The sequence below is a fragment of the Micromonospora sp. WMMC241 genome (assembly GCF_027460165.1).
Classification (GTDB): domain Bacteria; phylum Actinomycetota; class Actinomycetes; order Mycobacteriales; family Micromonosporaceae; genus Micromonospora; species Micromonospora humi.
Map to the genome: position 1 here is coordinate 3982365 of NZ_JAPZBF010000001.1, position 23995 is coordinate 4006359.

16 protein-coding genes, 2 rRNA genes and 1 pseudogene are annotated in these 23995 nt (G+C 72.9%); 1 reads left to right on the forward strand and 18 read right to left on the reverse strand.

The features are described from left to right. Positions 1 to 45: 45 nt before the first annotated feature. The 13 genes from O7598_RS17855 to O7598_RS17915 all read right to left on the reverse strand — a co-directional run bounded on the left by O7598_RS17855 (position 46) and on the right by O7598_RS17915 (position 15775). Positions 46 to 654: an NUDIX domain-containing protein gene (locus O7598_RS17855; protein WP_269692471.1), complete on the reverse strand. Its 609-nt coding sequence runs from the start codon at positions 652 to 654 to the stop codon at positions 46 to 48. Next, positions 651 to 2384: a CTP synthase gene (locus tag O7598_RS17860; RefSeq protein ID WP_269692472.1), complete on the reverse strand. Its 1734-nt coding sequence runs from the start codon at positions 2382 to 2384 to the stop codon at positions 651 to 653. The genes O7598_RS17855 and O7598_RS17860 overlap by 4 nt, the downstream gene beginning before the upstream one ends. 226 nt (positions 2385 to 2610) lie before the next feature. Continuing rightward, positions 2611 to 5010 carry a hypothetical protein gene (locus O7598_RS17865; protein ID WP_269692473.1) on the reverse strand — a complete coding sequence of 800 codons (2400 nt, stop codon included), beginning with the start codon at positions 5008 to 5010 and terminating at the stop codon, positions 2611 to 2613. Next, positions 5010 to 6143: a glycosyltransferase family 4 protein gene (locus O7598_RS17870; RefSeq protein ID WP_269692474.1), complete on the reverse strand. Its 1134-nt coding sequence runs from the start codon at positions 6141 to 6143 to the stop codon at positions 5010 to 5012. Before O7598_RS17870 ends, O7598_RS17865 begins: the two co-directional genes overlap by 1 nt. Then, on the reverse strand, positions 6140 to 7828 hold the full coding sequence (gene murJ, locus O7598_RS17875; protein WP_269692475.1) for a murein biosynthesis integral membrane protein MurJ: 1689 nt from the start codon (positions 7826 to 7828) through the stop codon (positions 6140 to 6142). The genes O7598_RS17870 and murJ overlap by 4 nt, the downstream gene beginning before the upstream one ends. Position 7829: 1 nt before the next feature. Then, a complete protein-coding gene (locus tag O7598_RS17880; protein WP_269692476.1) occupies positions 7830 to 8693 on the reverse strand; it encodes a hypothetical protein in 864 nt (287 codons plus the stop codon). Positions 8694 to 8754: 61 nt separating this feature from the next. Beyond that, a complete protein-coding gene (locus tag O7598_RS17885) occupies positions 8755 to 9696 on the reverse strand; it encodes a copper transporter (protein WP_091070764.1) in 942 nt (313 codons plus the stop codon). 28 nt (positions 9697 to 9724) lie between these two features. Next, positions 9725 to 10903: a putative cytokinetic ring protein SteA gene (gene steA, locus O7598_RS17890; RefSeq protein ID WP_269692477.1), complete on the reverse strand. Its 1179-nt coding sequence runs from the start codon at positions 10901 to 10903 to the stop codon at positions 9725 to 9727. Positions 10904 to 11021: 118 nt separating this feature from the next. Beyond that, a complete protein-coding gene (recN, locus tag O7598_RS17895; RefSeq protein WP_269692478.1) occupies positions 11022 to 12779 on the reverse strand; it encodes a DNA repair protein RecN in 1758 nt (585 codons plus the stop codon). A 440-nt stretch (positions 12780 to 13219) separates the two neighbouring features. Then, entirely contained in the window at positions 13220 to 14104 is an 885-nt protein-coding gene (locus O7598_RS17900; protein ID WP_091070759.1) for an NAD kinase, read from the reverse strand. Next, a complete protein-coding gene (locus O7598_RS17905) occupies positions 14101 to 14949 on the reverse strand; it encodes a TlyA family RNA methyltransferase (protein WP_269692479.1) in 849 nt (282 codons plus the stop codon). The genes O7598_RS17900 and O7598_RS17905 overlap by 4 nt, the downstream gene beginning before the upstream one ends. Before the next feature lie 23 nt (positions 14950 to 14972). Further along, complete coding sequence (locus O7598_RS31360; RefSeq protein ID WP_332367376.1) at positions 14973 to 15221, reverse strand: hypothetical protein; 249 nt, start codon at positions 15219 to 15221, stop codon at positions 14973 to 14975. Next, entirely contained in the window at positions 15218 to 15775 is a 558-nt protein-coding gene (locus tag O7598_RS17915) for a hypothetical protein (protein ID WP_269692481.1), read from the reverse strand. Before O7598_RS17915 ends, O7598_RS31360 begins: the two co-directional genes overlap by 4 nt. A 111-nt stretch (positions 15776 to 15886) precedes the next feature. Here O7598_RS17915 and O7598_RS17920 point away from each other — a divergent pair, with 111 nt between their 5' ends. Beyond that, the gene (locus O7598_RS17920) at positions 15887 to 16222 is read left to right on the forward strand and encodes an SCP2 sterol-binding domain-containing protein (RefSeq protein ID WP_269692482.1); all 336 of its coding nucleotides are present in this window, start codon (positions 15887 to 15889) and stop codon (positions 16220 to 16222) included. Positions 16223 to 16236: 14 nt separating this feature from the next. Here O7598_RS17920 and O7598_RS17925 read toward each other — a convergent pair whose 3' ends face one another. From O7598_RS17925 to O7598_RS17945, 5 genes and pseudogenes are all read right to left on the reverse strand, one after another. Continuing rightward, on the reverse strand, positions 16237 to 17289 hold the full coding sequence (locus O7598_RS17925) for an HAD-IIA family hydrolase (RefSeq protein WP_269692483.1): 1053 nt from the start codon (positions 17287 to 17289) through the stop codon (positions 16237 to 16239). 538 nt (positions 17290 to 17827) lie between these two features. After that, a pseudogene (locus tag O7598_RS17930) lies at positions 17828 to 18437 on the reverse strand (Replicase polyprotein 1ab); the annotation flags it as partial. Next, on the reverse strand, positions 18392 to 20065 hold the full coding sequence (locus tag O7598_RS17935) for a hypothetical protein (protein WP_269692484.1): 1674 nt from the start codon (positions 20063 to 20065) through the stop codon (positions 18392 to 18394). The gene O7598_RS17935 and the pseudogene O7598_RS17930, both read right to left, overlap by 46 nt. Positions 20066 to 20349: 284 nt before the next feature. Beyond that, positions 20350 to 20466: ribosomal RNA gene (gene rrf / locus O7598_RS17940) — 5S ribosomal RNA — on the reverse strand. Between the two features lie 78 nt (positions 20467 to 20544). Next, positions 20545 to 23654: ribosomal RNA gene (locus tag O7598_RS17945) — 23S ribosomal RNA — on the reverse strand. Positions 23655 to 23995 lie beyond the last annotated feature (341 nt).

Below are 23995 nucleotides of genomic sequence, written 5' to 3' on the forward strand. Positions count from 1 at the left end.
CCGCGCGGCACACGCCGCACGGCCCCTTTCGTCGTCGGTTCCCGATCAGCGGGGCAGCGGCGCCTCCGGCCGGCGCAGCTCGGTGAAGCCGGTCTCCCGGGCCCGGGCGGCGGCGAGCAACCCGGCCACGCAGGGCGCGTTGGTGATCTCGCCGGCCAGCACCATCCGGACCGCCTCGTCGAGGTCGACGCGGACCACCTGCAGATCGGCCTCCTCGTCGCGCCGGTCGTGCCGCCGCTCCGCCGGCACCTCGGCGAGGTCGCGGGCCAGGAAGACCCGGATCACCTCGTCCGAGAAGCCCGGTGAGCTGTGCAGGTCGACGAGCACGTCGACGCGCCCCGCGGTCAGGTCGGCCTCCTCGGCCAGCTCCCGCGTCGCCGCGACGGCCAGGTCCTCGCCGCCGACGTCCATCAGCCCGGCGGGCAGCTCCCACAGGTGCCGGCCGACCGGGTGCCGGTACTGCCGGATCAGCACCACCTGACCGGCGTCGTCGAGCGCCACCACGGCCACCGCGCCCACGTGCCGGACGTAGTCCCGGGTCGCGGTGCCGCCGCCGGGCATCGTCACGTCGTCGCTGACCACCGAGAAGATGCGCCCGGACCAGACGTCACGATGCGCGGTCACCTCGTACCGGTGCTCCACCGCGTCACTCACTTCGCGGCCGCCTTCGCCGCGCGGCCGGGCTTCTTCCCGGCCGACTCCGCGCCGTCCAGGTCCACCGGGAGCTGGTCGGACTCGGAGTACGCGACAGCGGCGCCCACGAACGCCGCGAACAGCGGGTGCGGACGGGTGGGGCGGCTCTTCAGCTCCGGATGCGCCTGGGTGGCCACGAAGAACGGGTGCAGGGTGCGGTCCAGCTCGACGAACTCGACGAGCCGGCCGTCCGGCGAGGTGCCGGAGATGGTCAGGCCGGCCTTGGTGAGCTGGTCCCGGTAGGCGTTGTTCACCTCGTACCGGTGCCGGTGCCGCTCGCTGACCTCGGTGCTGCCGTACGCCTCGGCGACGATCGAGCCCTCGGCCAGCGTCGCCGGGTACGCCCCGAGCCGCATCGTGCCGCCCAGGTCGCCGCGGCCGGCCACGATGTCCTCCTGGTCGGCCATGGTGGCGATGACCGGGTGCACGGCCTCCTCGTCGAACTCCAGCGAGTTCGCCCCGTCGAGGTTGGCCAGGTGCCGGGCCACCTCGATGGTCATGCACTGCAGGCCGAGGCAGAGGCCGAGCAGCGGCACGCCGTTCTCCCGGGCGTAGCGGGCGGTGCCCACCTTGCCCTCGATGCCGCGCACCCCGAACCCGCCGGGGATCACGATGCCGTCGACGCCGGCCAGCGCGGCGGCCGCACCGGACGGGGTGACGCACTCGTCGCTGGGCACCCACTTGAGCTGCACCCGGGCGCGGTGGCCGAACCCGGCCGCCCGGATCGCCTCGCTCACCGACAGGTACGCGTCGGGCAGGTCGACGTACTTGCCGACCAGCGCCACGGTGATCGTGTGGCGCGGCTGGTGCACCCGCTCCAGCAGGTCGTCCCAGCTGGTCCAGTCGACGTCGCGGAACGACAGGCCGAGCCGGCGCACCACGTACGCGTCCAGGCCCTCGCGGTGCAGCACCTTCGGGATGTCGTAGATGCTCGGCGCGTCCGGCGCGGCGGTGACCGCCTCCCGGTCCACGTCGCAGTAGAGCGACAGCTTCTCCTTGACCTTGTCCGGGATCTCCCGGTCGCAGCGCAGCACCAGCGCGTCGGGCTGGATGCCGATGCTGCGCAGCTGCGCCACCGAGTGCTGCGTCGGCTTGGTCTTCAGCTCGCCCGACGGCGCCAGGTAGGGCACCAGCGACACGTGCAGGTAGAAGCAGTTGTCCCGGCCCAGGTCGTGCCGGATCTGGCGGATCGACTCCAGGAACGGCAGCGACTCGATGTCGCCGACGGTGCCGCCCACCTCGGTGATCACCACGTCGGGCACCTGGCCCTCGGCGTCCGGGTCGGCCATGCCGAGGATCCGGGCCTTGATCTCGTTGGTGATGTGCGGGATGACCTGGACGGTGTCGCCCAGGTATTCCCCGCGCCGCTCCTTGGCGATCACCGCCGAGTAGATCTGCCCGGTGGTGACGTTCGCCTTGCCGGAGAGGTCCCGGTCGAGGAACCGCTCGTAGTGGCCGACGTCGAGGTCGGTCTCGGCCCCGTCCTCGGTGATGAACACCTCGCCGTGCTGGAACGGGTTCATGGTGCCGGGATCGACGTTCAGGTACGGGTCGAGCTTCTGCATCACCACGCGCAGACCGCGCGCGGTCAGCAGGTTGCCGAGGCTGGAGGCGGTGAGGCCCTTACCCAGCGAGGAGGCGACTCCCCCGGTGACGAAAATGTGCCTGGTCGTCCGTGCTGAAGGGGCCAAGGCCTGCTCCCGTGTCGTCCGTAGCGGTCGTGCGAACCGCCGTGCCGATCAGCCAAGTGATCACGCGATCCACGGGATTCCACGGTAACACCTTCCGGACCGTGAGCTGCCGTCGCACTCGCAGTCGGCGCACGTGAGGCCCATTTCCGGCGCTCCCGGTCGCCCCGGTACGCCGAACCGGCGGGTGCACCGCCCGCCGGACCCCGCCCGCGCGCCGGGCCACCGGTCAGCGGGCCGGCACCTCGGTCGACGCCGGCGTGACCTGGCCGGGTATCCGTGGGTGGGCGGCCACGCCGTCCTCGGCCGGCGGGCCCGGGCGACCCGGCGCGGCACCGTCCCCGCCGGCGTCGCCGGACGCGGAACCCTCCCCGTCGACCGACCGGAGTCGACCGGCCGGGACCGCGCCACCGGCCGGCCCGCCCGGCACCTGGGCGCCACCGGGCCGCGGTCCGCCCGACGGGCGCGCGCCGTCCGGACCCGCCCCACCCGACGGGCCCGCGCCGCCCTCTCCCCCGCCGCGCCCGCCGTCGGGCACGGTGCGGTCGGTGGAGTGGTCGAGCACCCGCAACGCGGCCAGCGCCGCCATCGGCACCACCAGCGCGCCCGCCGCACCGGCCACGTCCAGCGCCGAGCCGCCGAGCACGCCGCCCAGCCCGGCGGCCACCCCGGTGCCGGCCATCGCCGCCCGGATCGCCGGGTAGATGCCGAACAGCCGCAACAACCCGCCCCACGGCTGCAGCAGCGCCAGCCAGACCAGCGCAGCCCCGGCCAGGGCCAGCACGGTCAGCGGGCTGTTCACCAGCGTCTGGAAGTTCGAGGTGCTGGAGCGGTGCACGGTGAGCCCGCCGGTGCCGTCGCCGAGCGCCGCCAGGAACCGGCCCAGGCTGCCCCGTTCGGCCGCCGGCCGGTCCAGGTCGACAAGCGCGAAGCCGATGGTCACCGCCAGCCCTGCCATGGTGGCCCAGGCCAGCCGGCTGACCGTCAACCAGCCGCCGGTGCAGATCGCCGCCGCCACGGAGACCCCGGCGGTCAACGCGATCGCGCCGATCGAGTCGGCGCCCAGATAGGGGCTGCCCACGATCACCACGGCCACGCCGCCCACCGTCACCAGGACGGCCGGCCGCCAGCCGCGGCGTACCCGCTGGGCCAGCCACCCGCCGCACAGCAGCGCACCGGCGATGAACACGCCCAGGCCCACCGTGCCGAGCCCGGCGTACCGGCCACCCTCCAGCGCGGAGTAGCCGACCACCCCGTTGAGTTGCAGCCGGGACCCGGTGAGCACGTCCACGCCGACCACCAGCGTGGCCAGCCCGGCGACCGCGCCGAGCGGCCCGAGCGTGCGGTCGTGCCCGGGGGTGAACCGGACCGCCGCGGTGCCGCCGACGATGAGCAGCGCGGTCACCGAGGCGAACCACCAGCCGGCGTGGTGCCCGCGCCACCACGGCACCGCGTCGGCCAGCAGCGCCGCCGGCACGGCCAGCGCGGCGGCGATCAGCAGCAACTCCACCACCGCCACCACCCGCCGGGACACCGGCGCCGGCGAGTGCGGGCCGGCGAGCCGGCGGGCCCGGCGCAGCAGCGGCAGGACCGCCACCGCGAGCGCCATCTGGGCGGCGGCGAGCAGCGTGAAGAACCAGCCGGCGACCCGGCGCTGCGCGGCGGCCTCCCGGTCGGCGTCGGCCGGCGCCGCGATCGCGGTCCGCAGGTCGTCCGGCCGGTCGTCGACGGTCATCGCCGGCCGGCCGAGGAAGGGCCGCTCCGGCATCGGCCGGCCCAGCGCGGCGAGCGCGGTCGGCGCCAGGTCGACCAGTTGCAGGTAGCCGGACCGGCCGGTGCTCGGCGAGGTCAGCCAGCCGCCGTCCCAGCCGGGACCGTCCGCCACCACGACGTGCAGCCGCGCCGGGGTGTCGGTGTCCGAGACGCCGGCGACCAGCACCAGCGAGCGCGGTGGCCGGGCGGCGAGCACCCGGGCGAGCCGGGCGTCGGCCTGACGCGCCTGCGCGGCCCGTACCGCCGGGTCGTCGTCGTCGACAGTGCCCACGTCGACGACGCTCAGCACGCAGGAGCCGAGCAGCCCCGCCGGGTCGGCGGGCAGCGACGACTCGTACCGGTCGACGCGGCCGAACGGCCGGGCGGCGGCCACCGCGGCGCCCGGACCGACGGCCACCGAACAGCGCACCGACTCGGCCAGCGCGCCCGGCGTGGCGCCCCAGGCCAGCTTGTCCTGGTTGTACGCGACCACACCGGGCTGGTCGGGCAGGTTGGCGCCGATGCCGTCGGGCTCCTCCACCGTCACCCCGCTGGCCGGGCAGCCACCGCCCGGGCGGCTGCCGTTCCAGGCGGCGAAGTTGCCGGCGCCGAGGGTCAACCAGCCGTCCACCGGGCAGGTGGGTCGGTGCGCGGAGCGCACCGACAGGGAGCCGATCGCACCCTGCTCGGCCATCTTCCACAGCGTCGGGGTGTTCCGCGGGTCCACGTCGTCCCAGCGCAGGCCCGCCGCGCCGACCAGCACCACGAAGTCGGCGCTGCGCCGGGGGGTGCCGTCGTCCGGGCGGGCGGCCAGCGCCGTGATGCCCAGCGCCACCACCATCAGGGTCAGCAGCACCGGGGTCAGTCTGCGCAGCATCAGCGGGTTCCCGGTGCGCGTTGCGGCGTCAGCTCGGCGTACAGGTCGGCGAGCGCGGCCACGGTGTCCGCCTCGGTGGGCCAGCTCGCGGCCCGGGCCGCGCCCCTGCGGCCCAGCTCGGCGCGCCGCGACGCGTCGTCGAGCAGCGCACGCACCGCCGCGTCCACGGCGTCCACGTCACCGGGCGGGACCAGCACCGCGGCGTCGCCGACCAGCTCCGGCAGGCCGCCGACCGCGGTGGCGACCAGCGGGACACCGGCGCGCAGCGCCTCCTGCGCGAACAGCTGGCGGGCCTCCCAGTCGCTGGTCACCACGGCCAGGTCGGCGCCGGCCAGCAGGTCCGCCACGTCGGTGCGGTGCCCGAGCAGCGTCACCGGGGCGCGGGCGGTCGAGATCCGGGCGGCCAGCGGCAGGTAGGCGGGGCCGCTGCCGGCGATCACCACCACCGGCGAGGGGGTCCGCGCGCGCCACCGGGCGGCGGCGTCGATCAGCACGTCGTACCGTTTCTGCGGGTGCAGCCGGCCCACCGAGAGGATCAACGGACGGTCGCCGGTCACGCCGAACTCGGCGCGCACCGCGCTGCGGCGACGGCGCGGCGCGGGCAGCGCGGGCGCGGCGACCGGCGCGAGCCGGGCGTCGCCGGCGCCCAGCGCGGCGGCCCGCTCGACCAGGTCGGCGGAGGCGCCCAGCGCGACCCGCACGGAGCGGGCGACGACCCGCTCGACCAGCCGGGACAGCGTGCCCCGCAGCCCACCGGCGAGGACCGCGTTGTGCCAGGTCACCACCAGCGGTACGGCGGGCCGGGCGAGCGCCGCGACCAGGCCGGCGCGCAGCCCGTGCGCGTGCACCACGTCGACAGGCGTCTCCGCCAGCGCCCGGCGCAGCGCGGTGACCGCCCGCGCGTCGCCGGGGGTGGGGTTGGCCGGGATCTCCACCGGGGTGAACCGGGCGCCCGCGCCGGTGAAGTCGAACTGGTCCTGGGTGGCGGCCGGGCCGCAGACCAGGACCGACGCGCCGGCCTCGGTCAGGCCCCGGGCGACGGAGCGGATGTGCTGTCCCACGCCGCCGGTGCTGGAGGCGAGCACCAGGGCGACCGACCCGGGCCAGCGCGGTGCCGGCGAGGCGTCCGTCATGAGGAAACGATCTCCTTTCCGTCGCCCCGGTCGCCGGGGTTCTGGTCCGCCGGCGGGCCGTCGGCCGGTCGCCGGCGTCGCAGCCGGCGGTTCACGGCCGCCAGCAGCGGCCGCAGGTCGCGGGCGTCGGTCAGCCAGGCGACGGCGAGGAACAGGACACCGACCACGACCCCGGACAGCATGCCCTGCACGAGGGCCTCGAATGTCGTCGGGGTCCCGCCCGCCAGGCCGGCGAGGCCCCGGGCGGTGGCCGCCCCGCCCGCCGCGGCGACCACGGCGGCCAGCAGCCCGGCCGCGCCGGCCCGGCCGACCCCGGCCAGTGCCTCCGGCCCGGCCGACCGGCGCACGGCGGCGATCAGCAGCGCGCCGAGCAGCAGCATGCCGACGGACGTGGCGAGCGTCACCGCGAGCACCCGGTCGGCCAGCGGCAGCGCCTGGGCGAGCAGGACCGCGAGCGCGGGCACGCTCAACCAGCCGAGCGCGGTGGCGACGCTCGCCGCGCGGGTCTCGCCGCGCGCGTAGAGCGCCCGGGAGAGGATCGCGAACAGGCCGTAGCCGAGCAGGCCGGGCGCGAACCCGGCGATCCCGGCCGCGGCGGTGCCCGCGTCGACCGGATCACGGAAGAAGAAGTGCCCGAGCGGGATCGCGGCGCCGGCCAGCGCCGCGGCGCCGAGCAGGCTGAACAGCACGACCCCGCGCACCGCCGGGGCCAGGGTGTCGCGGTAGGCGCGCTCGTCGCCGCTCGCCCGGGCCGCCACCAGCGTCGGGTACGCGGCGACCGCGAGCGGCACCGCCAGCACCGACCAGGGCAGGAAGTAGACGGTCTGGGCCAGGTTGAACACGCCCACGTCGGCGGTCCGGCCGTAGGTGACCTGGTTGAGCGTGACCGCCAGGGCGATCTGCTGCGCGGCCACGGTGACCGCCCCGGCGACCACCAGCCCGCCGACCCGTGCCCGGGCGTCGGCCGGGAACCGGTAGCCCGGCCGGGGCCGCAGTCGCAGCCGGCGCAGCGGGACCAGCAGCGACAGCGACAGCACCACCACGCCGAGCGTGGTGCCGCCGGCGAGCAGCAGCTCACCGCCGCGACCGACCGCTCCGATGGTCGCCAGCCGCCCCTCGACCGCGGTGAAGCCGAGGTAGACCGCGATCACGGTGACGCTGGACAGCAGCGGCGCGATCACCGGCCAGGCGAAGCGCCGGTGCGCCTGCAGCACACCGGTGAGCACGATCCCCACGCCGTAGAGCGGCAGCTGGGGCGCGAAGACCCGCAGCATCCGCGCCCCGGACGCCTGCTGGGCCTCGCTGAGACCGTGTCCGAGCAGACCCGGCAGCGGTTCGGCGAACACCGCCACCAGCACCGCGAGCGGGACCAGCAGGCTCAGCGTCCAGGTCAGCAGCGCGCCCGTGGTGGCGGCCACCGCCCGCCGGTCACCGGCCTCGACGGCGCCGGCCAGCAGCGGTACGACGAGACTGGCCAGCGCCCCACCGGCGACGATCTCGAAGATGAAGTTCGGGACGTAGTTGGCCACCAGGTAGGCGCCGCCGAGGTCGCTGGTGGACAGCGTCCAGGTGAACACGGCGGTGCGGCCGAAGCCGGCGAGGCGGCTGACCACGGTCAGGACGGCGATGAGGGCGGCCGCCCCGGCGACGCGGCCGGCGGCGGCGAGGGGTGCCGGTTTCGTCACGTCAGTCGGCGAGCCGACCCAGCTCGTCGAGGTGCCGCAACCCCGGGGTCCGCGCGATCACCTGGGTGAAGCTGATCTTCTCGCTGGCCGCGGTGAGCGCGACGAGCACGGCCAGCGCACCGGCGCGTCCCAGCGGCCCGGTACGCGCCGCGAGGCTCACCCCGAGCAGCGCGCCGAGCGCGTTGGCGCCGCTGTCGCCGAGCATCACCCGCTCGTTCAGGTCGTCCGAGACCAGCCCGGCCGCCGCCCCGACCGCTCCCGCCGCGATGCCGCCGTACGGGCCGCCGGACAGCGGCGCGCCGAGCAGCATGCCGGACTTCAGCGCCCGCCCGGGCCGCAGGTCGAGCAGGTTGACCAGGTTGGCGGTGCCGGCCACCACGCCGGCGCCGAGCAGCACGTCGAGCCCGCGGGCGAACGTGCCGGCGCGCTGCCGGCGCGGGTGCGCGGCGACCCGGGCGTCGGCCGCGAGCAACGCCGCGGCGCCCAACCCGGCGGCGCCCACGCCGGCGACCTTGACCAGCCCGGCGGTGACCCGCCCCGCGCGCAGCGCGGCGAGGTGCCCGGCGAAGCCCTTGGCGGCCTTCTGCTCCGGGCGCGCGCCGACCACGTCGTCGTAGAGCCCGACCGCGCCCGCGCCGACGCCGGCCAGCAGCGCGGCGGCGCCGGCCGGGGCGCTGCCGGCGCCCAGCGCGCCCGCGGTGGCGGCGCCCACGGCCAGGGCCGGGCCGGCGGCCAGGGTCACGGTGCGGCCCCGGTAGTTGGTGCGCTCCAGTGCCGGCGCGGCGGGCGACGTGCGCACCTCCCGCAGCGCGTAGCGGGCGGCCAGCACCCCCGCGCCCACGGCCAGCAGCCGACCCAGTCTCACGCGACCCCTCCTGATCCGGACTCTCGACGCGACGCGGCACGGACCCGGCGGCCCGGCGCGGTCACTGGGGCAGTTTAGGCAGCCGCGACGCGGCGTTGTCGCCCACGCCGTACTGGCCGGCCTTCTTGCCGCTCAGCTGCTCGGCGAGGGCGAGGCTGGTGACCAGCTGGCCCTGCACGGTGTTGGCGTTGTCGACGGTGGAGATGGTCTGCGACAGGGTCGGGTCACCGCGGACCACGGCCACCACGTTGCCGCCGGTCGAGCCCATGCCGGCGATCACGATCGCGCCCGCGCGGTCGAACATGTCGGCGATCTTCACCACCGACTCGTCCTTCTTCGCCGAGTCCTTGTCCACGTAGGGCTGGCCGGTCACCAGCACCACCGCCTCGGCCGGTCCGGAGATCTTGTCCTCCGGGGTGAGGTAGCCGGCGGTGGCGTACTGCTGGAGCACGGCGCGCCGGTCGGTCTCGGTGACCGCGGCGCTGCCGGCCGGGCGGTCCAGCAGGACGTTGGCCAGCAGCGCGCTGGAGGTCTCCACGCCGTGCCCGTTGCCCGGCAGGTTGGCCGTCGGCGCGCTGTTCGGACGGGCCGCGGTGACCGCCAGCTCCAGCAGGTTGTTGTTGCTGTCCGGGTTGATGAACTTGTCCTGCACGTCGATGCGCCCGGTGACGTCGGCGCCGGCGGTGCGGAGCATCTTCACCACGCCCTCGGTCTGGTCCCGGCCGCTGGGCAGGCTGACCACCACCACCCGACGGTCGTTCAGCTTGCCGGGCAGGACGACCTCCGCCATCTCGGCGGCGAAGTCCTCCTCGGTCTCCAGCTGCTTCTGCATGCTGTTTACCGACTGGCGCATCAGCGAGTTGTCCTTGCGCAGGCCGTTGACGTTCTCGCGGAGCGAGTCGGCGACCGGGCCGTTGAGGGCGGCGGTGCCGACCACCAGGCCGATCGCCAACGCGAGGAAGATCGCGGTCAGGGACACCACGTGGTAGCGGAAGTTGATCACGCTTGCAGCCTCTTGATCGTCGGGGGAGCTAGAAGAGCTGGCCGAGCTGGAACACGAAATTGTCCCACCATTCCGAGACCACGCCCAGGTACGCCTTCCCGACGGTGGAGACCGCCACCGCGGACGCCATCGCGGCGACCGCCGAGAGCACCAGCAGCAGCAGGGAGGAACCGGAGATGCTCTGCCGGTAGAGACGGCTGACGCCCTTGGCGTCGACCAGCTTGCCGCCCACCTTCAGCCGGGTGAGGAACGTCGACGCCATGCCGCCGCGGCCCTTGTCGAGGAACTCCACCAGGGTGGCGTGGGTGCCGACGGCCACCAGCAGCGAGGCGCCCTTCTCGTCGGCCAGCAGCATGGCCAGGTCCTCGCTGGTCGCCGCCGCCGGGAACGTGATCGCCGGCACGCCCAGGCCGTTGACCCGGGCCAGGCCCGGCGCCCGCCCGTCCGGGTAGGCGTGCACGATCACCTCGGCTCCGCAGCGCAGCACGTCGTCGGTGACCGAGTCCATGTCGCCGATGATCATGTCGGGGGTGTAGCCGGCCTCGACCAGCGCGTCGGCCCCGCCGTCGACGCCGATCAGCACCGGCTTGAACTCGCGGATGTAGGGACGCAGCACGTCCAGGTCGGCCTTGTAGTCGTAGCCCCGGACCACGATCAGGCAGTGCCGGCCCTGGACCTGGGTCTGGATCTCCGGCACGCCGACGCCGTCGAGCAGCAGGTCGCGTTCCTGGCGGAGATAGTCCATGGTGTTGGCGGCGAACGCCTCCAACTGCACCGACAGGCCCTCCCGGGCGTCGGCCATCGACTTGGCCACCGACTCGGCGTCCTGCAGGGCGCCGTGCGCCACCGGCTCGGTGCCGACGAAGACGGTGTTGCCCTCGATGCGCACCAGGTCGCCCTCACGCACCTGCTCGAAGACGCTCTCGCCGAGGTCGTCCAGGAGCGGGATGCCGGCCGCGACCAGCACCTCGGGGCCGAGGTTGGGATAGCGCCCGGAGACCGACGGCTTGGCGTTGAGCACCGCGGCGACGCCCACGGCGACGAGCGAGTCGGCCGCCACCCGGTCCAGGTCGACGTGGTCGATGACCGCGATGTCACCGGGGCGCAGGCGGCCGACCAGCCGTTTCGTCCGGCGGTCGAGGCGCGCGGTGCCGAGGATCGTGCCCGGTTCCGCGTTCCGGGTCCGGCGCAGTGTGGGTAGACGCATCGTGACCATCCTGGCATGTGGGGCAGGTTCTGCTGTCGCGACATGCCTGAGCAGGGCCGCCTACCCAGGGAAGCACACCGGAACGCGCCCCGGTGTGCTTGCGCTCACAATCGGGGCATCACGGACGCCTTTCCTTGGCCGCCACGGCCAGGAGTTCCTCGGCATGGGCGATACCCAGATCGGAGTCCGGCAAACCGGCGAGCATGCGGGCCAGCTCGCGAGCACGCTCCGTGTCCTCCACCACCCGCACCCCGCTGGTGGTCACCGCGCCCCCGGTGTCCTTCGCCACCACCAGGTGCCGGTCGGCGAACGCGGCGACCTGCGGCAGGTGGGTGACCACGAGCACCTGGTGACTGCGGGCCAGGCGCGCCAGCCGCCGCCCGATCTCCACCGCGGCCTGACCGCCGACGCCGGCGTCGACCTCGTCGAAGACCAGCGTGGGCGGCCCGCCCGACCCGGCGAAGACCACCTCGATGGCGAGCATCACCCGGGACAGCTCACCGCCGGAGGCACCCCGCTGCAACGGCAGCGCCGGCGCGCCCGGGTGGGCCAGCAGACGCAGCTCGACCTCGTCGGCGCCGTCCGCGCCGACGCCCGCCTCGACGCCGTTGACCGGCAGGCTCGGCTCGGCCCGCCCGGCCGCGCGGGGCAGCACCGCGACCTCGATCCGGGCGTGTGGCATGGCCAACCCGGCCAGCTCGACGGTGACCTGCTCGGCGAAGCGCACGGCCGCCTCCTGCCGCGACGCGGAGACGCGACCGGCGAGGTCGGCCACCTCACCGGCGAGCCGCGACGCCTCCCGGTCCAACTCGTCGAGCAGCTCGTCGGAGGTGTCCAGATCGGACAGCCGGGTCCGGGCCCGTTCGGCCCAGGCCACCACGCCGTCGACGTCGTCGGCGTACTTGCGGGTCAGCGCGCGCAGCGCGGCACGGCGCTCGTAGATCGTCTGCAGGCGGGCCGGGTCGGCGTCCAGCGCGGTCAGGTAGGTGGACAGCTCCGCGGCCACGTCGGTGACCAGCGTGGCGGCCTCCTCCAACCGGGCCGCCAGCTCGCCGAGCGCCGGATCGGTGCCGGCCTGCGCCTCCAGCGTGCGGCGGGCGGTGCCGAGCAGCACGGCCGCGTCGGGGGTGTCGTCGGTCGCCTCCACCCCGCCGGCCACGCACTGCTGCGCCACCTGGGCCGCGGTGCGCAACCCCTCGGCGTGCTCCAGCCGCTGCGCCTCGGCCTTCAGCTCGTCGTCCTCCCCGGGCTGCGGGTCGACCCGGGTGATCTCGTCGAGGCCCAGCCGCAGCAGGTCGGCCTCCTGGCTGCGCTCACGGGCGTTGCGCCGGCGGTCGGCCAGGTCGTCGACGACCGCCCGCCACCGCCCGTACGTCTCGCGCAGCCCGTCGAGCAGCTTCTCGTGCTCACCGCCAGCGAAGCGGTCGAGCGCGGCCCGCTGCTCCGCCGGGCGCAGCAGGCGCAACTGGTCGGACTGACCGTGCACCGCCAGCACCCGCTCACCGACCTCACCGAGCGTCGCCACCGGCATGCTGCGGCCGCCCAGGTGGGCCCGGGACCGACCCTCGATCGTGACGCTGCGGCTGAGCAGCAGCGAACCGTCCTCGTCGGGCTCGCCGCCGGCGTCGACGATGCGGGCGTGCACCGCCTCGGCCACCCGGCCACGCAGCCGCAGTCGCCCCTCCACCAGCGCGCGACCCGGCTGGGCCCGCACCCGGCCGGCGTCGGCCCGGCCGCCGAAGAGCAGGCCGAGGCCGGTCACCACCATGGTCTTGCCGGCGCCGGTCTCGCCGGTGATGACGTTCATCCCCCCGGCCAGCGGCAGGGTGGTGTCCTCGATGACGCCCAGTCCGGTGATGCGCAGCTCTTCCAGCACAGCACCCGACAGTAGCCCCGCCGGGTGACAGTTGACCAGCCGGCACGGTGGCCGGTGCGGATCGGCGGGGAGCCGGCGGTCCACCCGCGACGGCGCCCGTCGCCGGGTGGACACGGCCGGGTGGGTGGTCGGGGACACCGGACGTCGCCCAGCTCGCGTGCCGCCGCTTCCTCCGGCGGCGGCTCGTCGACCTGTCGGCCCGACCGGGGTCGACACCCGACCGGGCACGGCGCGCCGGACCGCCTGCCGCGGCCGGCCGCGACGCTCCGGCGCCCCGACCCGTCGCGACCCGACCACCCCCTGGTCGGATCCGCGACCCACGGGCCGCGCGTCGTCCGGGAACGGCGGGCCTCACCGCCACGCCCGGACTCACCTCGACGCGGCCCGTGCGCCCACCGTAACGCGCCCACCCGCCGACCCGGGTCCGGCTGAGGCGCCGGTCAGCGCCGGCTGCCGCGCCAGCCCTGCACGGGCAGGCCGAACTTGGCCACCAGCCGATCGGTGAACGGGCGTGCCCGCAGCCGGACGATGCGCACCGGCAGAGCGCCCCGGCGCACCGTGACCCGGGCGCCGGGCGGCAGGTCGTAGACGCGCCGGCCGTCGCAGCAGAGCACCGCGAGCGTGGTGAACGGGTCGACGGTGATGGCGAACGTGGAGGTCGGCGCGGTCACCAGCGGGCGGCTGAACAGCGCGTGCGCGCTGATCGGCACCAGCAGCAGCGCCTCCACCTCGGGCCAGACCACCGGCCCGCCCCCGGAGAACGCGTACGCGGTAGAGCCGGTCGGGGTCGCGCAGACCACGCCGTCGCAGCCGTAGCGGGACAGCGGCCGGCCGTCCACGTCGACGAGCAGCTCCAGCATCTGGGCGCGCTCGCCCTTCTCCACGCTGATCTCGTTGAGCGCCCACGACTCGATCGTCGGTCCGCCGTCGAACTCGGCGGTCACGTCCAGGGTGAGGCGTTCGTCCACCGTGTAGTTGCGACCGACCACGTCCCGCACCGCGGTGTCCAGGTCGTTGATCTCCGCCTCCGCCAGGAAGCCGACCTTGCCCAGGTTGATGCCGAGCAGCGGCGCCTTGGCCGGGCGGGCCAGCTCGGCGGCGCGCAGGAACGTGCCGTCCCCGCCGAGCGCGAAGACGATCTCCGCCCCCTCGGCCGCCTCCGGGCCGGTCACCGGCACCACGCCGGGCAGGTCGAGGTCGTCGGCCTCCTCGGCGACCACCCGTACCTCGAAGCCGTTCGAGATCAGGTCGGCGGCCACCGCGCGGGCGTGCTCGGTGCTGCGTCGACGGCCGGTGTGCGTCACCAGCAGCGCGGTCCGACTCACCCGGACACCTCCTCGGTCGTGGCCGCCGTGGCGGCGGCACCCTGCGGGCCGGCGGCGACCACCGCGCGGACGCGGTCCGGGTCGGCGGCCGGCGCGTCCCGGCGCAACCATACGAAGAACTCGACGTTGCCGCTCGGCCCGGGCAGCGGGCTGGCCGCCACGTCGGCCAGGCCGAGACCGATCCGCGCGGCGGCGGCGGCCACGTCGAGCACCGCCTCGGCACGCAGCGCCGGGTCGCGCACCACGCCACCGGCGCCGACCCGCTCCTTGCCGACCTCGAACTGCGGCTTGACCATCAGGGCCAGGTCACCGTCTCCCCCGGTGCAGGCCGCCAGCGCCGGAAGCACCAGCCGCAGGGAGATGAACGACAGGTCGGCCACCGTCAGGTCGACCGGGCCGCCGATCGCCTCCGGCGTGAGGGTACGCACATTCGTGCGCTCGAACACCCGGACCCGCTCGTCGGTGCGCAGCGGCCAGGCGAGCTGCCCGTAGCCGACGTCGACGGCCACCACCTCGGCCGCGCCGGCGCGCAGCAGCACGTCGGTGAAGCCGCCGGTGGAGGCGCCCGCGTCCAGGCAACGCCGCTCGGTCACGGTCAGCCCGCCGGGGGCGAACGCGGCGAGCGCACCAGCCAGCTTGTGGCCGCCGCGCGACACGTAGTCCTCCGCCGGGTCCTCGCCGGTGACCAGCAACGGGTCGGCCGGGTCGACCATGGCCGCGGCCTTGCGGGCGGGCACTCCGCGCAGCTGGACGCGGCCGGCCTCCACCAGCGCGGCGGCCTGCTCGCGGGAGCGGGCCAGACCACGCCGGACGAGTTCGGCGTCCAGCCGGGTACGACGAGCCATCGGTGTCCGTTCTCCGCCTCTGCTCAGGCCTGGTCGATGCTGGCGAGGGTCTCGCGCAACGTCTCGTACGCCGCCTCGTACTGGGCGATCTGGTCCGCCGGGGCGAGCGCCTCGGCGTTGGCCATGCCCCGCACCGCGGCGTCCACGGCCGGATGCGACGCCTCACCCACCTCCTCCACCGGCGCCGGGCGGATCCCGGGCGGCGGTCCGGGGCGCGCGCCCGCGGGGGGCCCGGGGCGCGGCGGTGGACCGGGACGGTAGGGCGCGGTCACGGGGTGCCCGTCCGACGACCGGCGGCCTTCTTCGCCGGCCCGGACGGCACTGTGGGCGGCTGGTCCGCCGGCGTCCGGGCGACAGTCGAGGCGGGCTTCCGCGCGATCGCCTTCTTCGCCACCGCCTTCGTCGCGGGCCGGCCGCCGGGCTCGGGCTCTGCCCGGCTCCCGGGCTCCGGCCGGCTCTCCGAACCGGCGGCTGCCGCGTCCACCCCGGCCGCCCCGGACGACCCGGCGGCCGGCGCGGGGACCGTGCGTGCCTCACGCAACTGCCGCTCCAGGTCGTGCACCCGGCGGGTCAGCTCGGCGACCTCGTCGGCGGTGGCCAGCCCGACCGCGCCCAGGGCCCGGTCGACCTCGAAGCGGACCAGCTTGGTCAGCGCCTCCCGGTTCGCCAGACCGGTGGCGACCAGCTCCTCGGCCAGCGCCTGGAGCTGCCCGGCGGTCGCGCCGCCCTGGCCGACGGCCCGCTTCACCGCGTCCTGCGCCTTCTTCCGGGGCGCCTCCGTCAGGCCCATGGCCAGCTCGAGGTAGGCGCGCCACGCGTCCTGCATGCCTGATTCCTTCCGCGGGGCGGGGTGTGCAGGTGCCACGCTACCGGGCACCCGGGACGCACCGTTGCGGTACGGTGCCGGGAACGGTACGGCTCGTGATGAGGAGACGATGTGGCCAGCGTGGACGACTGCCGGCAGGCGTTGCAGGACCTGGCCGACCGGCTCGACCGGCACGTCGAGGCGCAGGGCCGCATCGACCTCGACCGCACGCTGGCCTGCCGGGTCACCGACCTGGACACGGCCTTCCACGGGCGCCTCGAGGGCGGCCGGCTGCTCGGCCTGAGCGACGGTGACGACCCGAAGGCCAAGATCGCACTGAGCATCGGCAGCGACGACCTGCTCGCCCTGGTGCACGGCAAGCTCGACATCATGTCGGCGGTGGCTTCCCGGCGGGTCTCCGTCAAGGCGAACCCGTTCGACCTGATGAAACTCCGCAAGCTGCTCTGAGAGGGGCGCGCCGCTCAGCCGTCGAGACCGAACGCGGCGAGCGCCTCCGCCGCCGCCGGGGACGCGGCCCGCACCCGGACGCCGGCCGACGTCGACCAGGCCACCGCGCAGAGCGCCGCGAGCGCGTCCAACGGCCGGCCCGCGCCGTCGAGCGTGAGCTCCCCGCCGGCCTCGGTCACCGACCAGCCGCCGGTCCGCGGCCGGCCGGGCACCGCCACGACGGCCTCCGGCTCGAACAACCCCGCCAGGTCGAAGGAGACGTACGCCGGCCGGCGCGACTCGGGCGCGGCCAGCAGCTCGGCCGCGTCACTGACCCCGGTAAGCACCAGCAGGCTGTCCAGGCCGGCCCGGCAGGCGCCCTCGATGTCGGTGTCCAGCCGGTCGCCCACCACCAGGGTGCGACCGGTTCCGGCGCGGCGCGCCGCGGTCGCGAACAGCGCCGGCTCCGGCTTGCCCACCACCACGTCCGGGTCCCGGTCGAGCGCGGTACGCAGCACCGCCACCAGTGAACCGTTGCCGGGCAGCGGCCCGCGCGGGCTGGGCAGCGTGCGGTCGGTGTTGGTGGCGTACCAGGGCGCGCCGGCACGTACCGCCAGGGACGCCTCGGCCAGGTCGGACCAGCCCACCTGGGGCCCGTACCCCTGGGCCACCGCGGCGGGCTGCTCCTCGGCGGTCGACACCGGCCGCAGGCCCACCGCGCGCAGCTCGGCTCGCAACGCCTCCGCGCCGACCACCAGCACCGGCGCGCCGGCCGGGAGCCGGTCGGCGAGCAGTTCGGCAGTGGCGGCCGCGGAGGTGAGCACCTCCGCCGGCTCGGCCGGCACACCCATGCCGGTGAGCAGGTCGGCCACCTCGCTGGAGCGGCGGGAGGCGTTGTTCGTCGCGTACGCGACCGCCCGCCCCTCCGCCCGCAGCCGGCCGACCGCCTCGACCGCGCCGGGGATCGGCCGGTCGATCAGGTAGATGACCCCGTCGAGGTCGAAGGCGACGAGGGCGTACCCGTCGACCAGCCGCCCGTCGGTCCCGGCGCGGTCGCGATCCGCACCGGGACCGGCGTTCCCGGTCATCGGCGCTCCGCCGCCTCGTCCCCGCCGGACCGGACGTCGTTCGCCTGGACGTCGCCGGCCTGGCTGTCGCCGGCCTGGTTCCCGCCCGGGTGGGTGTCGGCGGTCCGGCCGGCACCGGCCGGGGCGTCCTCGGTCGACGGCCGCTCCCGGTCGCCGGTGGCGAGCGAGCCGGCCTCGGCGGCGGTCAGCTCGTCGTCGGCCAGGTCGCCGGCGTCGCGGTCCCGGTACCCGGCGCGAGCCGCGTCACCGGCGCTCGCCGTCGCGGGCTGGTCGTCGCCGCCCCGATCCAGGCGCTCGTCGTCCTCGATACCGTCGTCGTCGAGATCGTCGTCCTCGTCGTCGAGATCGTCGTCGGCGTCGTCGAGGTCGTCGTCGGGGTCCCGCCCGTCGTCGTCGGCGTCGCGGTCCCGGTCGTCGTCCTCGTCGTCGTCGTCGTCATCGTCCTCGTCGACGTCGCCGTCCCGGTCGTCCTCGTCCTCCGCGGTGCCGTCGCTGTCGCCGGCGGCCGACGGCGCGGAAGCATCTCCGTCGCCCTCCGGCTCCTCGTCCTCGTCGTCGCCCTCGATGAGCACGCCGTCGAGTTCCAGCAGCCGCTCGGCGGCGTCGGTCTCACCCTCGGAGTCGATGTCGGCGGCCCGGGAGAACCACTCCCGGGCCTCCTCACGCCGGCCCACCGCGAGCAGGGCGTCCGCGTACGCGTAGCGCAGCCGTGCCGCCCACGGCTCGGTCGACTCGGCGGTCAGCTCACGGACCTGCAGCATCGCCACGGCCGCGTCCTTCTGCCCCAGATCGCCCCGCGCGCCGGCGGCCACGATCAGCAGCTCGACGGCGACGGCCTGGTCGAGCTTCTCCCGGTCCGCGCCGCGGAACAGGTCGATCGCCCGCTCCGGCCGGCCGAGCGCCCGCTCGCAGTCGGCCAGGACCGCCAGGTGGCTCTGCAGGCCGGTCATCCGGTGATACGTCCGCAGCTCGGCGATCGCCGTCTGCCACTCCCCCGCGTGGTAGGCGGCCAGCCCGACCGCCTCCCGCACCGCGGCGATACGCGAGGCGAGCCGGCGGGCCGCCATGGCGTGCGCCAGCGCCAGCGCCGGGTCGTCGTCGATCACCAGACCGGTCGCGACGAGGTGCCGGGCGACGGTCTCCGCCACCGGCTTGGCGAGCGAGAGCAGCTCCGCCCGGACGGTCGAGTCGAGATCGGCCGCGACCACCTCGTCCGGCAGATCCGGCGCCTCACCGGTACGTCCCTCGCCACGCTCGTCCTGGCGCTCACGCTGCGGGCCGTAGCCACCGGTCCGGCGGTCGTCCCGCTCCGGCCGGTCGCCGAAGCCACGGCGATCCCCGTCCCGCTCGGTACGCCCGCCCCGGTAACCACCCTCGCGACGCTCACCACCGGCGTAGCCCTCGCGACGGTCACCGCCCCGGTAGCCGCCCTCGCGGTCGTCACGACGGAACCCGCCCTCACGACGGTCACCGCCCCGGAAGCCGCCCTCGCGGTCGCCGCCGCGGAAACCACCCTCGCGACGCTCGCCACCCCGGAAGCCACCGTCACGGTCACCGCCGCGGAAGCCACCCTCGCGACGGTCACCACCCGGCGCACCGCCCGAGCGGTTGTCACGACTGAAGCCGCCCTCGCGGCGGTCGCCGCCTCGGTAGCCACCCTCACGGTCACCGCCACGGAACCCACCCTCGCGACGGTCGCCACCCCGGAAACCGCTGTCGCGCCGGTCACCGCCGGGCCGGCTGTCACGGCTGAAGCCACCTTCACGACGGTCGCCACCCCGGTAGCCGCCCTCACGGTCGCCGCCGCGGAAGCCGCCCTCGCGACGGTCACTACCCGGCGCACCGCCCGAGCGGTTGTCACGACTGAACCCGCCCTCGCGGCGGTCGCCGCCCCGGAAACCGCCCTCGCGACGGTCACCACCGGGCCGGCTGTCACGGCTGAAGCCACCCTCACGACGCTCGCCACCGGCGTAGCCCTCGCGACGGTCACCGCCGCGGTAGCCGCCCTCACGGTCGCCACCCCGGAAGCCACCCTCGCGACGCTCGCCACCCCGGAAGCCACCGTCTCGGTCGCCACCCCGGAAGCCGCTGTCGCGCCGGTCACCGCCGGGCGCGCCACCGGTCCGGCCGTCACGGCTGAAGCCGCCCTCCCGACGGTCACCGCCGCGGAAACCACCCTCACGACGCTCGCCACCCCGGAAACCGCCCTCGCGATCGCCGCCGCGGAAACCGCCCTCGCGACGGTCACCACCCGGCGCACCGCCCGAGCGGTTGTCACGACTGAACCCGCCCTCGCGGCGGTCGCCGCCCCGGAAACCGCCCTCGCGACGGTCACCACCGGGCCGGCTGTCACGGCTGAAACCGCCCTCACGACGGTCGCCGCCGCGGAAACCCTCGCGGTCACCACCGCGGAAGCCACCTTCACGACGGTCACCACCGCGGAAACCACCCTCGCGACGGTCGCCACCCGGCGCACCGCCCGAGCGGTTGTCACGACTGAACCCGCCCTCACGACGGTCACCGCCACGGGAGCCGCCCTCACGGTCGCCGCCACGGAAGCCGCCCTCGCGACGGTCACCGCCACGGAAACCACCGTCGCGGTCACCGCCACGGAAACCGCCCTCGCGGCGCTCGCCGCCGCGGAAACCACCCTCGCGGCGGTCAGCGCCACGGGAGCCCTCACGGTCGCCACCGCGGAAACCACCTTCACGGCGGTCAGCGCCACGGGAGCCCTCACGGTCGCCGCCGCGGAAGCCACCCTCACGACGGTCGCCACCGGGGGGGCCACCGCGGTTGTCGCGGCCGTAGCCGCCCTCGCGGCGGTCACCGCCACGGTTGCCGCCGGCGCGGTCGTCACGGCCACCCCGGTACGAGGGGCGGTCATCGCGGCGGGCGTCGCCGCGCCCCTGGCCACGGTCGGCGCGATCCTCGTAGCGGCGGGGGCCGTCCCCGCCCTGCGGTCCAGAGCTCACAGGTGCATCCTTCCTGATGGCGTTTCCGCCAGAAACGCTAACGCAGTCGAGGGCCGACCCTGCTGGGGCGGCCCTCGACTGAAAGATTGTCCGGCGGTGTCCTACTCTCCCACACCCTCCCGAGTGCAGTACCATCGGCGCTGGAGGGCTTAGCTTCCGGGTTCGGAATGTTGCCGGGCGTTTCCCCTCCGCCATGACCGCCGTAACTCTATGAACATGTCAAACAACCCTGAAACCGGGTCGCCGTTTGTTCAGAGTTGCACAGTGGACGCGTAGCAGCTTGGTAGTCAAGTCCTCGGCCTATTAGTACCGGTCAACTGAACCCGTTACCGGGCTTACATTTCCGGCCTATCAACCCAGTCGTCTAGCTGGGGGCCTTACCCCACAAAGTGGGTGGGATACCTCATCTTGAAGCGAGCTTCCCGCTTAGATGCTTTCAGCGGTTATCCCTTCCGAACGTAGCTAACCAGCCGTGCCCCTGGCGGGACAACTGGCACACCAGAGGTTCGTCCGTCCCGGTCCTCTCGTACTAGGGACAGCCCTTCTCAAGTATCCTACGCGCACGGCGGATAGGGACCGAACTGTCTCACGACGTTCTAAACCCAGCTCGCGTACCGCTTTAATGGGCGAACAGCCCAACCCTTGGGACCTGCTACAGCCCCAGGATGCGACGAGCCGACATCGAGGTGCCAAACCATCCCGTCGATATGGACTCTTGGGGAAGATCAGCCTGTTATCCCCGGGGTACCTTTTATCCGTTGAGCGACACCGCTTCCACATGCCAGTGCCGGATCACTAGTCCCGACTTTCGTCCCTGCTCGACCTGTCAGTCTCACAGTCAAGCTCCCTTGTGCACTTGCACTCAACACCTGATTGCCAACCAGGCTGAGGGAACCTTTGGGCGCCTCCGTTACCCTTTAGGAGGCAACCGCCCCAGTTAAACTACCCACCAGACACTGTCCCTGAACCGGATAACGGTCCGAAGTTAGATACCCAAATCAACCAGAGTGGTATTTCAAGATTGCCTCCACCCATACTGGCGTATGGACTTCACCGGCTCCCACCTATCCTACACAAGCTAATTCAGATACCAATGTCAAGCTATAGTAAAGGTCCCGGGGTCTTTCCGTCCTGCCGCGCGTAACGAGCATCTTTACTCGTAATGCAATTTCGCCGGGCCTGTGGTTGAGACAGTGGGGAAGTCGTTACGCCATTCGTGCAGGTCGGAACTTACCCGACAAGGAATTTCGCTACCTTAGGATGGTTATAGTTACCACCGCCGTTTACTGGCGCTTAAGTTCTCCGCTTCGCCCCGAAGAGCTAACAGGTCCCCTTAACGTTCCAGCACCGGGCAGGCGTCAGTCCATATACATCGAATTACTTCTTCGCATGGACCTGTGTTTTTAGTAAACAGTCGCTTCCCCCTGCTCTCTGCGGCCATACAACGCTCCACCCGCGCGGGGCTTCACGTCTCCGGCCCCCCTTCTCCCTAAGTTACGGGGGCAATTTGCCGAGTTCCTTAACCACAGTTCGCCCGATCGCCTCGGTATTCTCTACCTGACCACCTGTGTCGGTTTGGGGTACGGGCCGCTAAGAACTCGCTAGAGGCTTTTCTCGGCAGCATAGGATCACTGACTTCACCTGAATCGGCTCGGCATCACGTCTCAGCCTATATGCACCGCGGATTTGCCTACGGCACGGCCTACACGCTTACCCCGGCACAACCACCGGCCGGGCTCAGCTACCTTCCTGCGTCACCCCATCGCTTGACTACTACCCGCCAGGTTCCCACGCTCCCCACCCTCAACCCGAAGGTCTTGGATGGTTTGGGTGGTTAGCACAACGAGGTTCGTCAGGGTCGCTCTTTCGCGGGTACGGGAATATCAACCCGTTGTCCATCGACTACGCCTCTCGGCCTCGCCTTAGGTCCCGACTCACCCAGGGCGGATTAGCCTGGCCCTGGAACCCTTGGTCATCCGGCGGAAGGGTTTCTCACCCTTCTTTCGCTACTCATGCCTGCATTCTCACTCGTGCCGTGTCCACAACTAGGTCACCCCGTCGCTTCACCCCCGGCACGACGCTCCCCTACCCATCCACACACCTGCACCAGATATCAAGACCTGGCGAAGTTGAAATGTGAATGCCACAGCTTCGGCGGTGTGCTTGAGCCCCGCTACATTGTCGGCGCGGAACCACTTGACCAGTGAGCTATTACGCACTCTTTAAAGGGTGGCTGCTTCTAAGCCAACCTCCTGGTTGTCTATGCGACCCCACATCCTTTTCCACTTAGCACACGCTTAGGGGCCTTAGCTGGTGATCTGGGCTGTTTCCCTCTCGACTACGAAGCTTATCCCCCGCAGTCTCACTGCCGCGCTCTCACTTACCGGCATTCGGAGTTTGGCTGATTTCGGTAAGCTTGTGGGCCCCCTAGACCATCCAGTGCTCTACCTCCGGCAAGAAACACGCGACGCTGCACCTAAATGCATTTCGGGGAGAACCAGCTATCACGGAGTTTGATTGGCCTTTCACCCCTAACCACAGGTCATCCCCCAACTTTTCAACGTTGGTGGGTTCGGCCCTCCACGCGGTCTTACCCGCGCTTCAGCCTGCCCATGGCTAGATCACTCCGCTTCGGGTCTAGAGCATGCGACTGAATACGCCCTATTCAGACTCGCTTTCGCTACGGCTCCCCCACCCGGGTTAACCTCGCCACATGCCACTAACTCGCAGGCTCATTCTTCAAAAGGCACGCCGTCACCCCGTAAGGCTCCGACGGATTGTAGGCGAACGGTTTCAGGTACTATTTCACTCCCCTCCCGGGGTACTTTTCACCATTCCCTCACGGTACTCGTCCGCTATCGGTCACCAGGAAGTATTTAGGCTTACCAGGTGGTCCTGGCAGATTCACGGCAGATTTCAGGAGTCCGCCGCTACTCGGGAACACCCACAGAAGACCAGCAGCTTTCACCTACCGGACTATCACCGTCTACGGTCAGCCATTCCAGACTGTTCGACTAACCACTGGCTTTGTAACTTCTCGACTGTGTGTCAGCACAATCAGCAGGGTCCCACAACCCCGACCACGCAACCCCTGACAGGTATCACACGCCGCCGGTTTAGCCTCGATCCGCTTTCGCTCGCCACTACTCACGGAATCACTAAATTGTTTTCTCTTCCTACGGGTACTGAGATGTTTCACTTCCCCGCGTTCCCCCCACACACCCTATGTGTTCAGGTGCGGGTGACATCACATGACTGATGCCGGGTTCCCCCATTCGGACACCCTGGGATCACAGCTTGGTTGACAGCTCCCCCAGGCCTATCGCGGCCTCCCACGTCCTTCATCGGCTCCTGGTGCCAAGGCATCCACCGTTCGCCCTTGACAACTTGACCACAAAGATGCTCGCGTCCACTGTGCAATTCTCAACAAACAACCAACCCACAACCCACAGCCCCACACCAACGACCCGGCAACCGCCGGCGGTATGCGAGACCAGGCCATGCCTGGCGCCACCCCGAGGCATCACCTCGGGCATCGGCTCTGAAGACAACAACCGTGGTTGTTCCTTCAGGACCCAACAGGGTGCTCTACGCCCTCCCCCAGCCGCATCACGGGCATCCGTTCCCACCACCGAAGTGGCTGTACTAGGCGCCCCCGACCGTTGCCGAGGAAAAACTAACCAGTGTCTCCGCCATCTGAGCACCCCACCACCACATTCGGGCGGCGCGGGCTC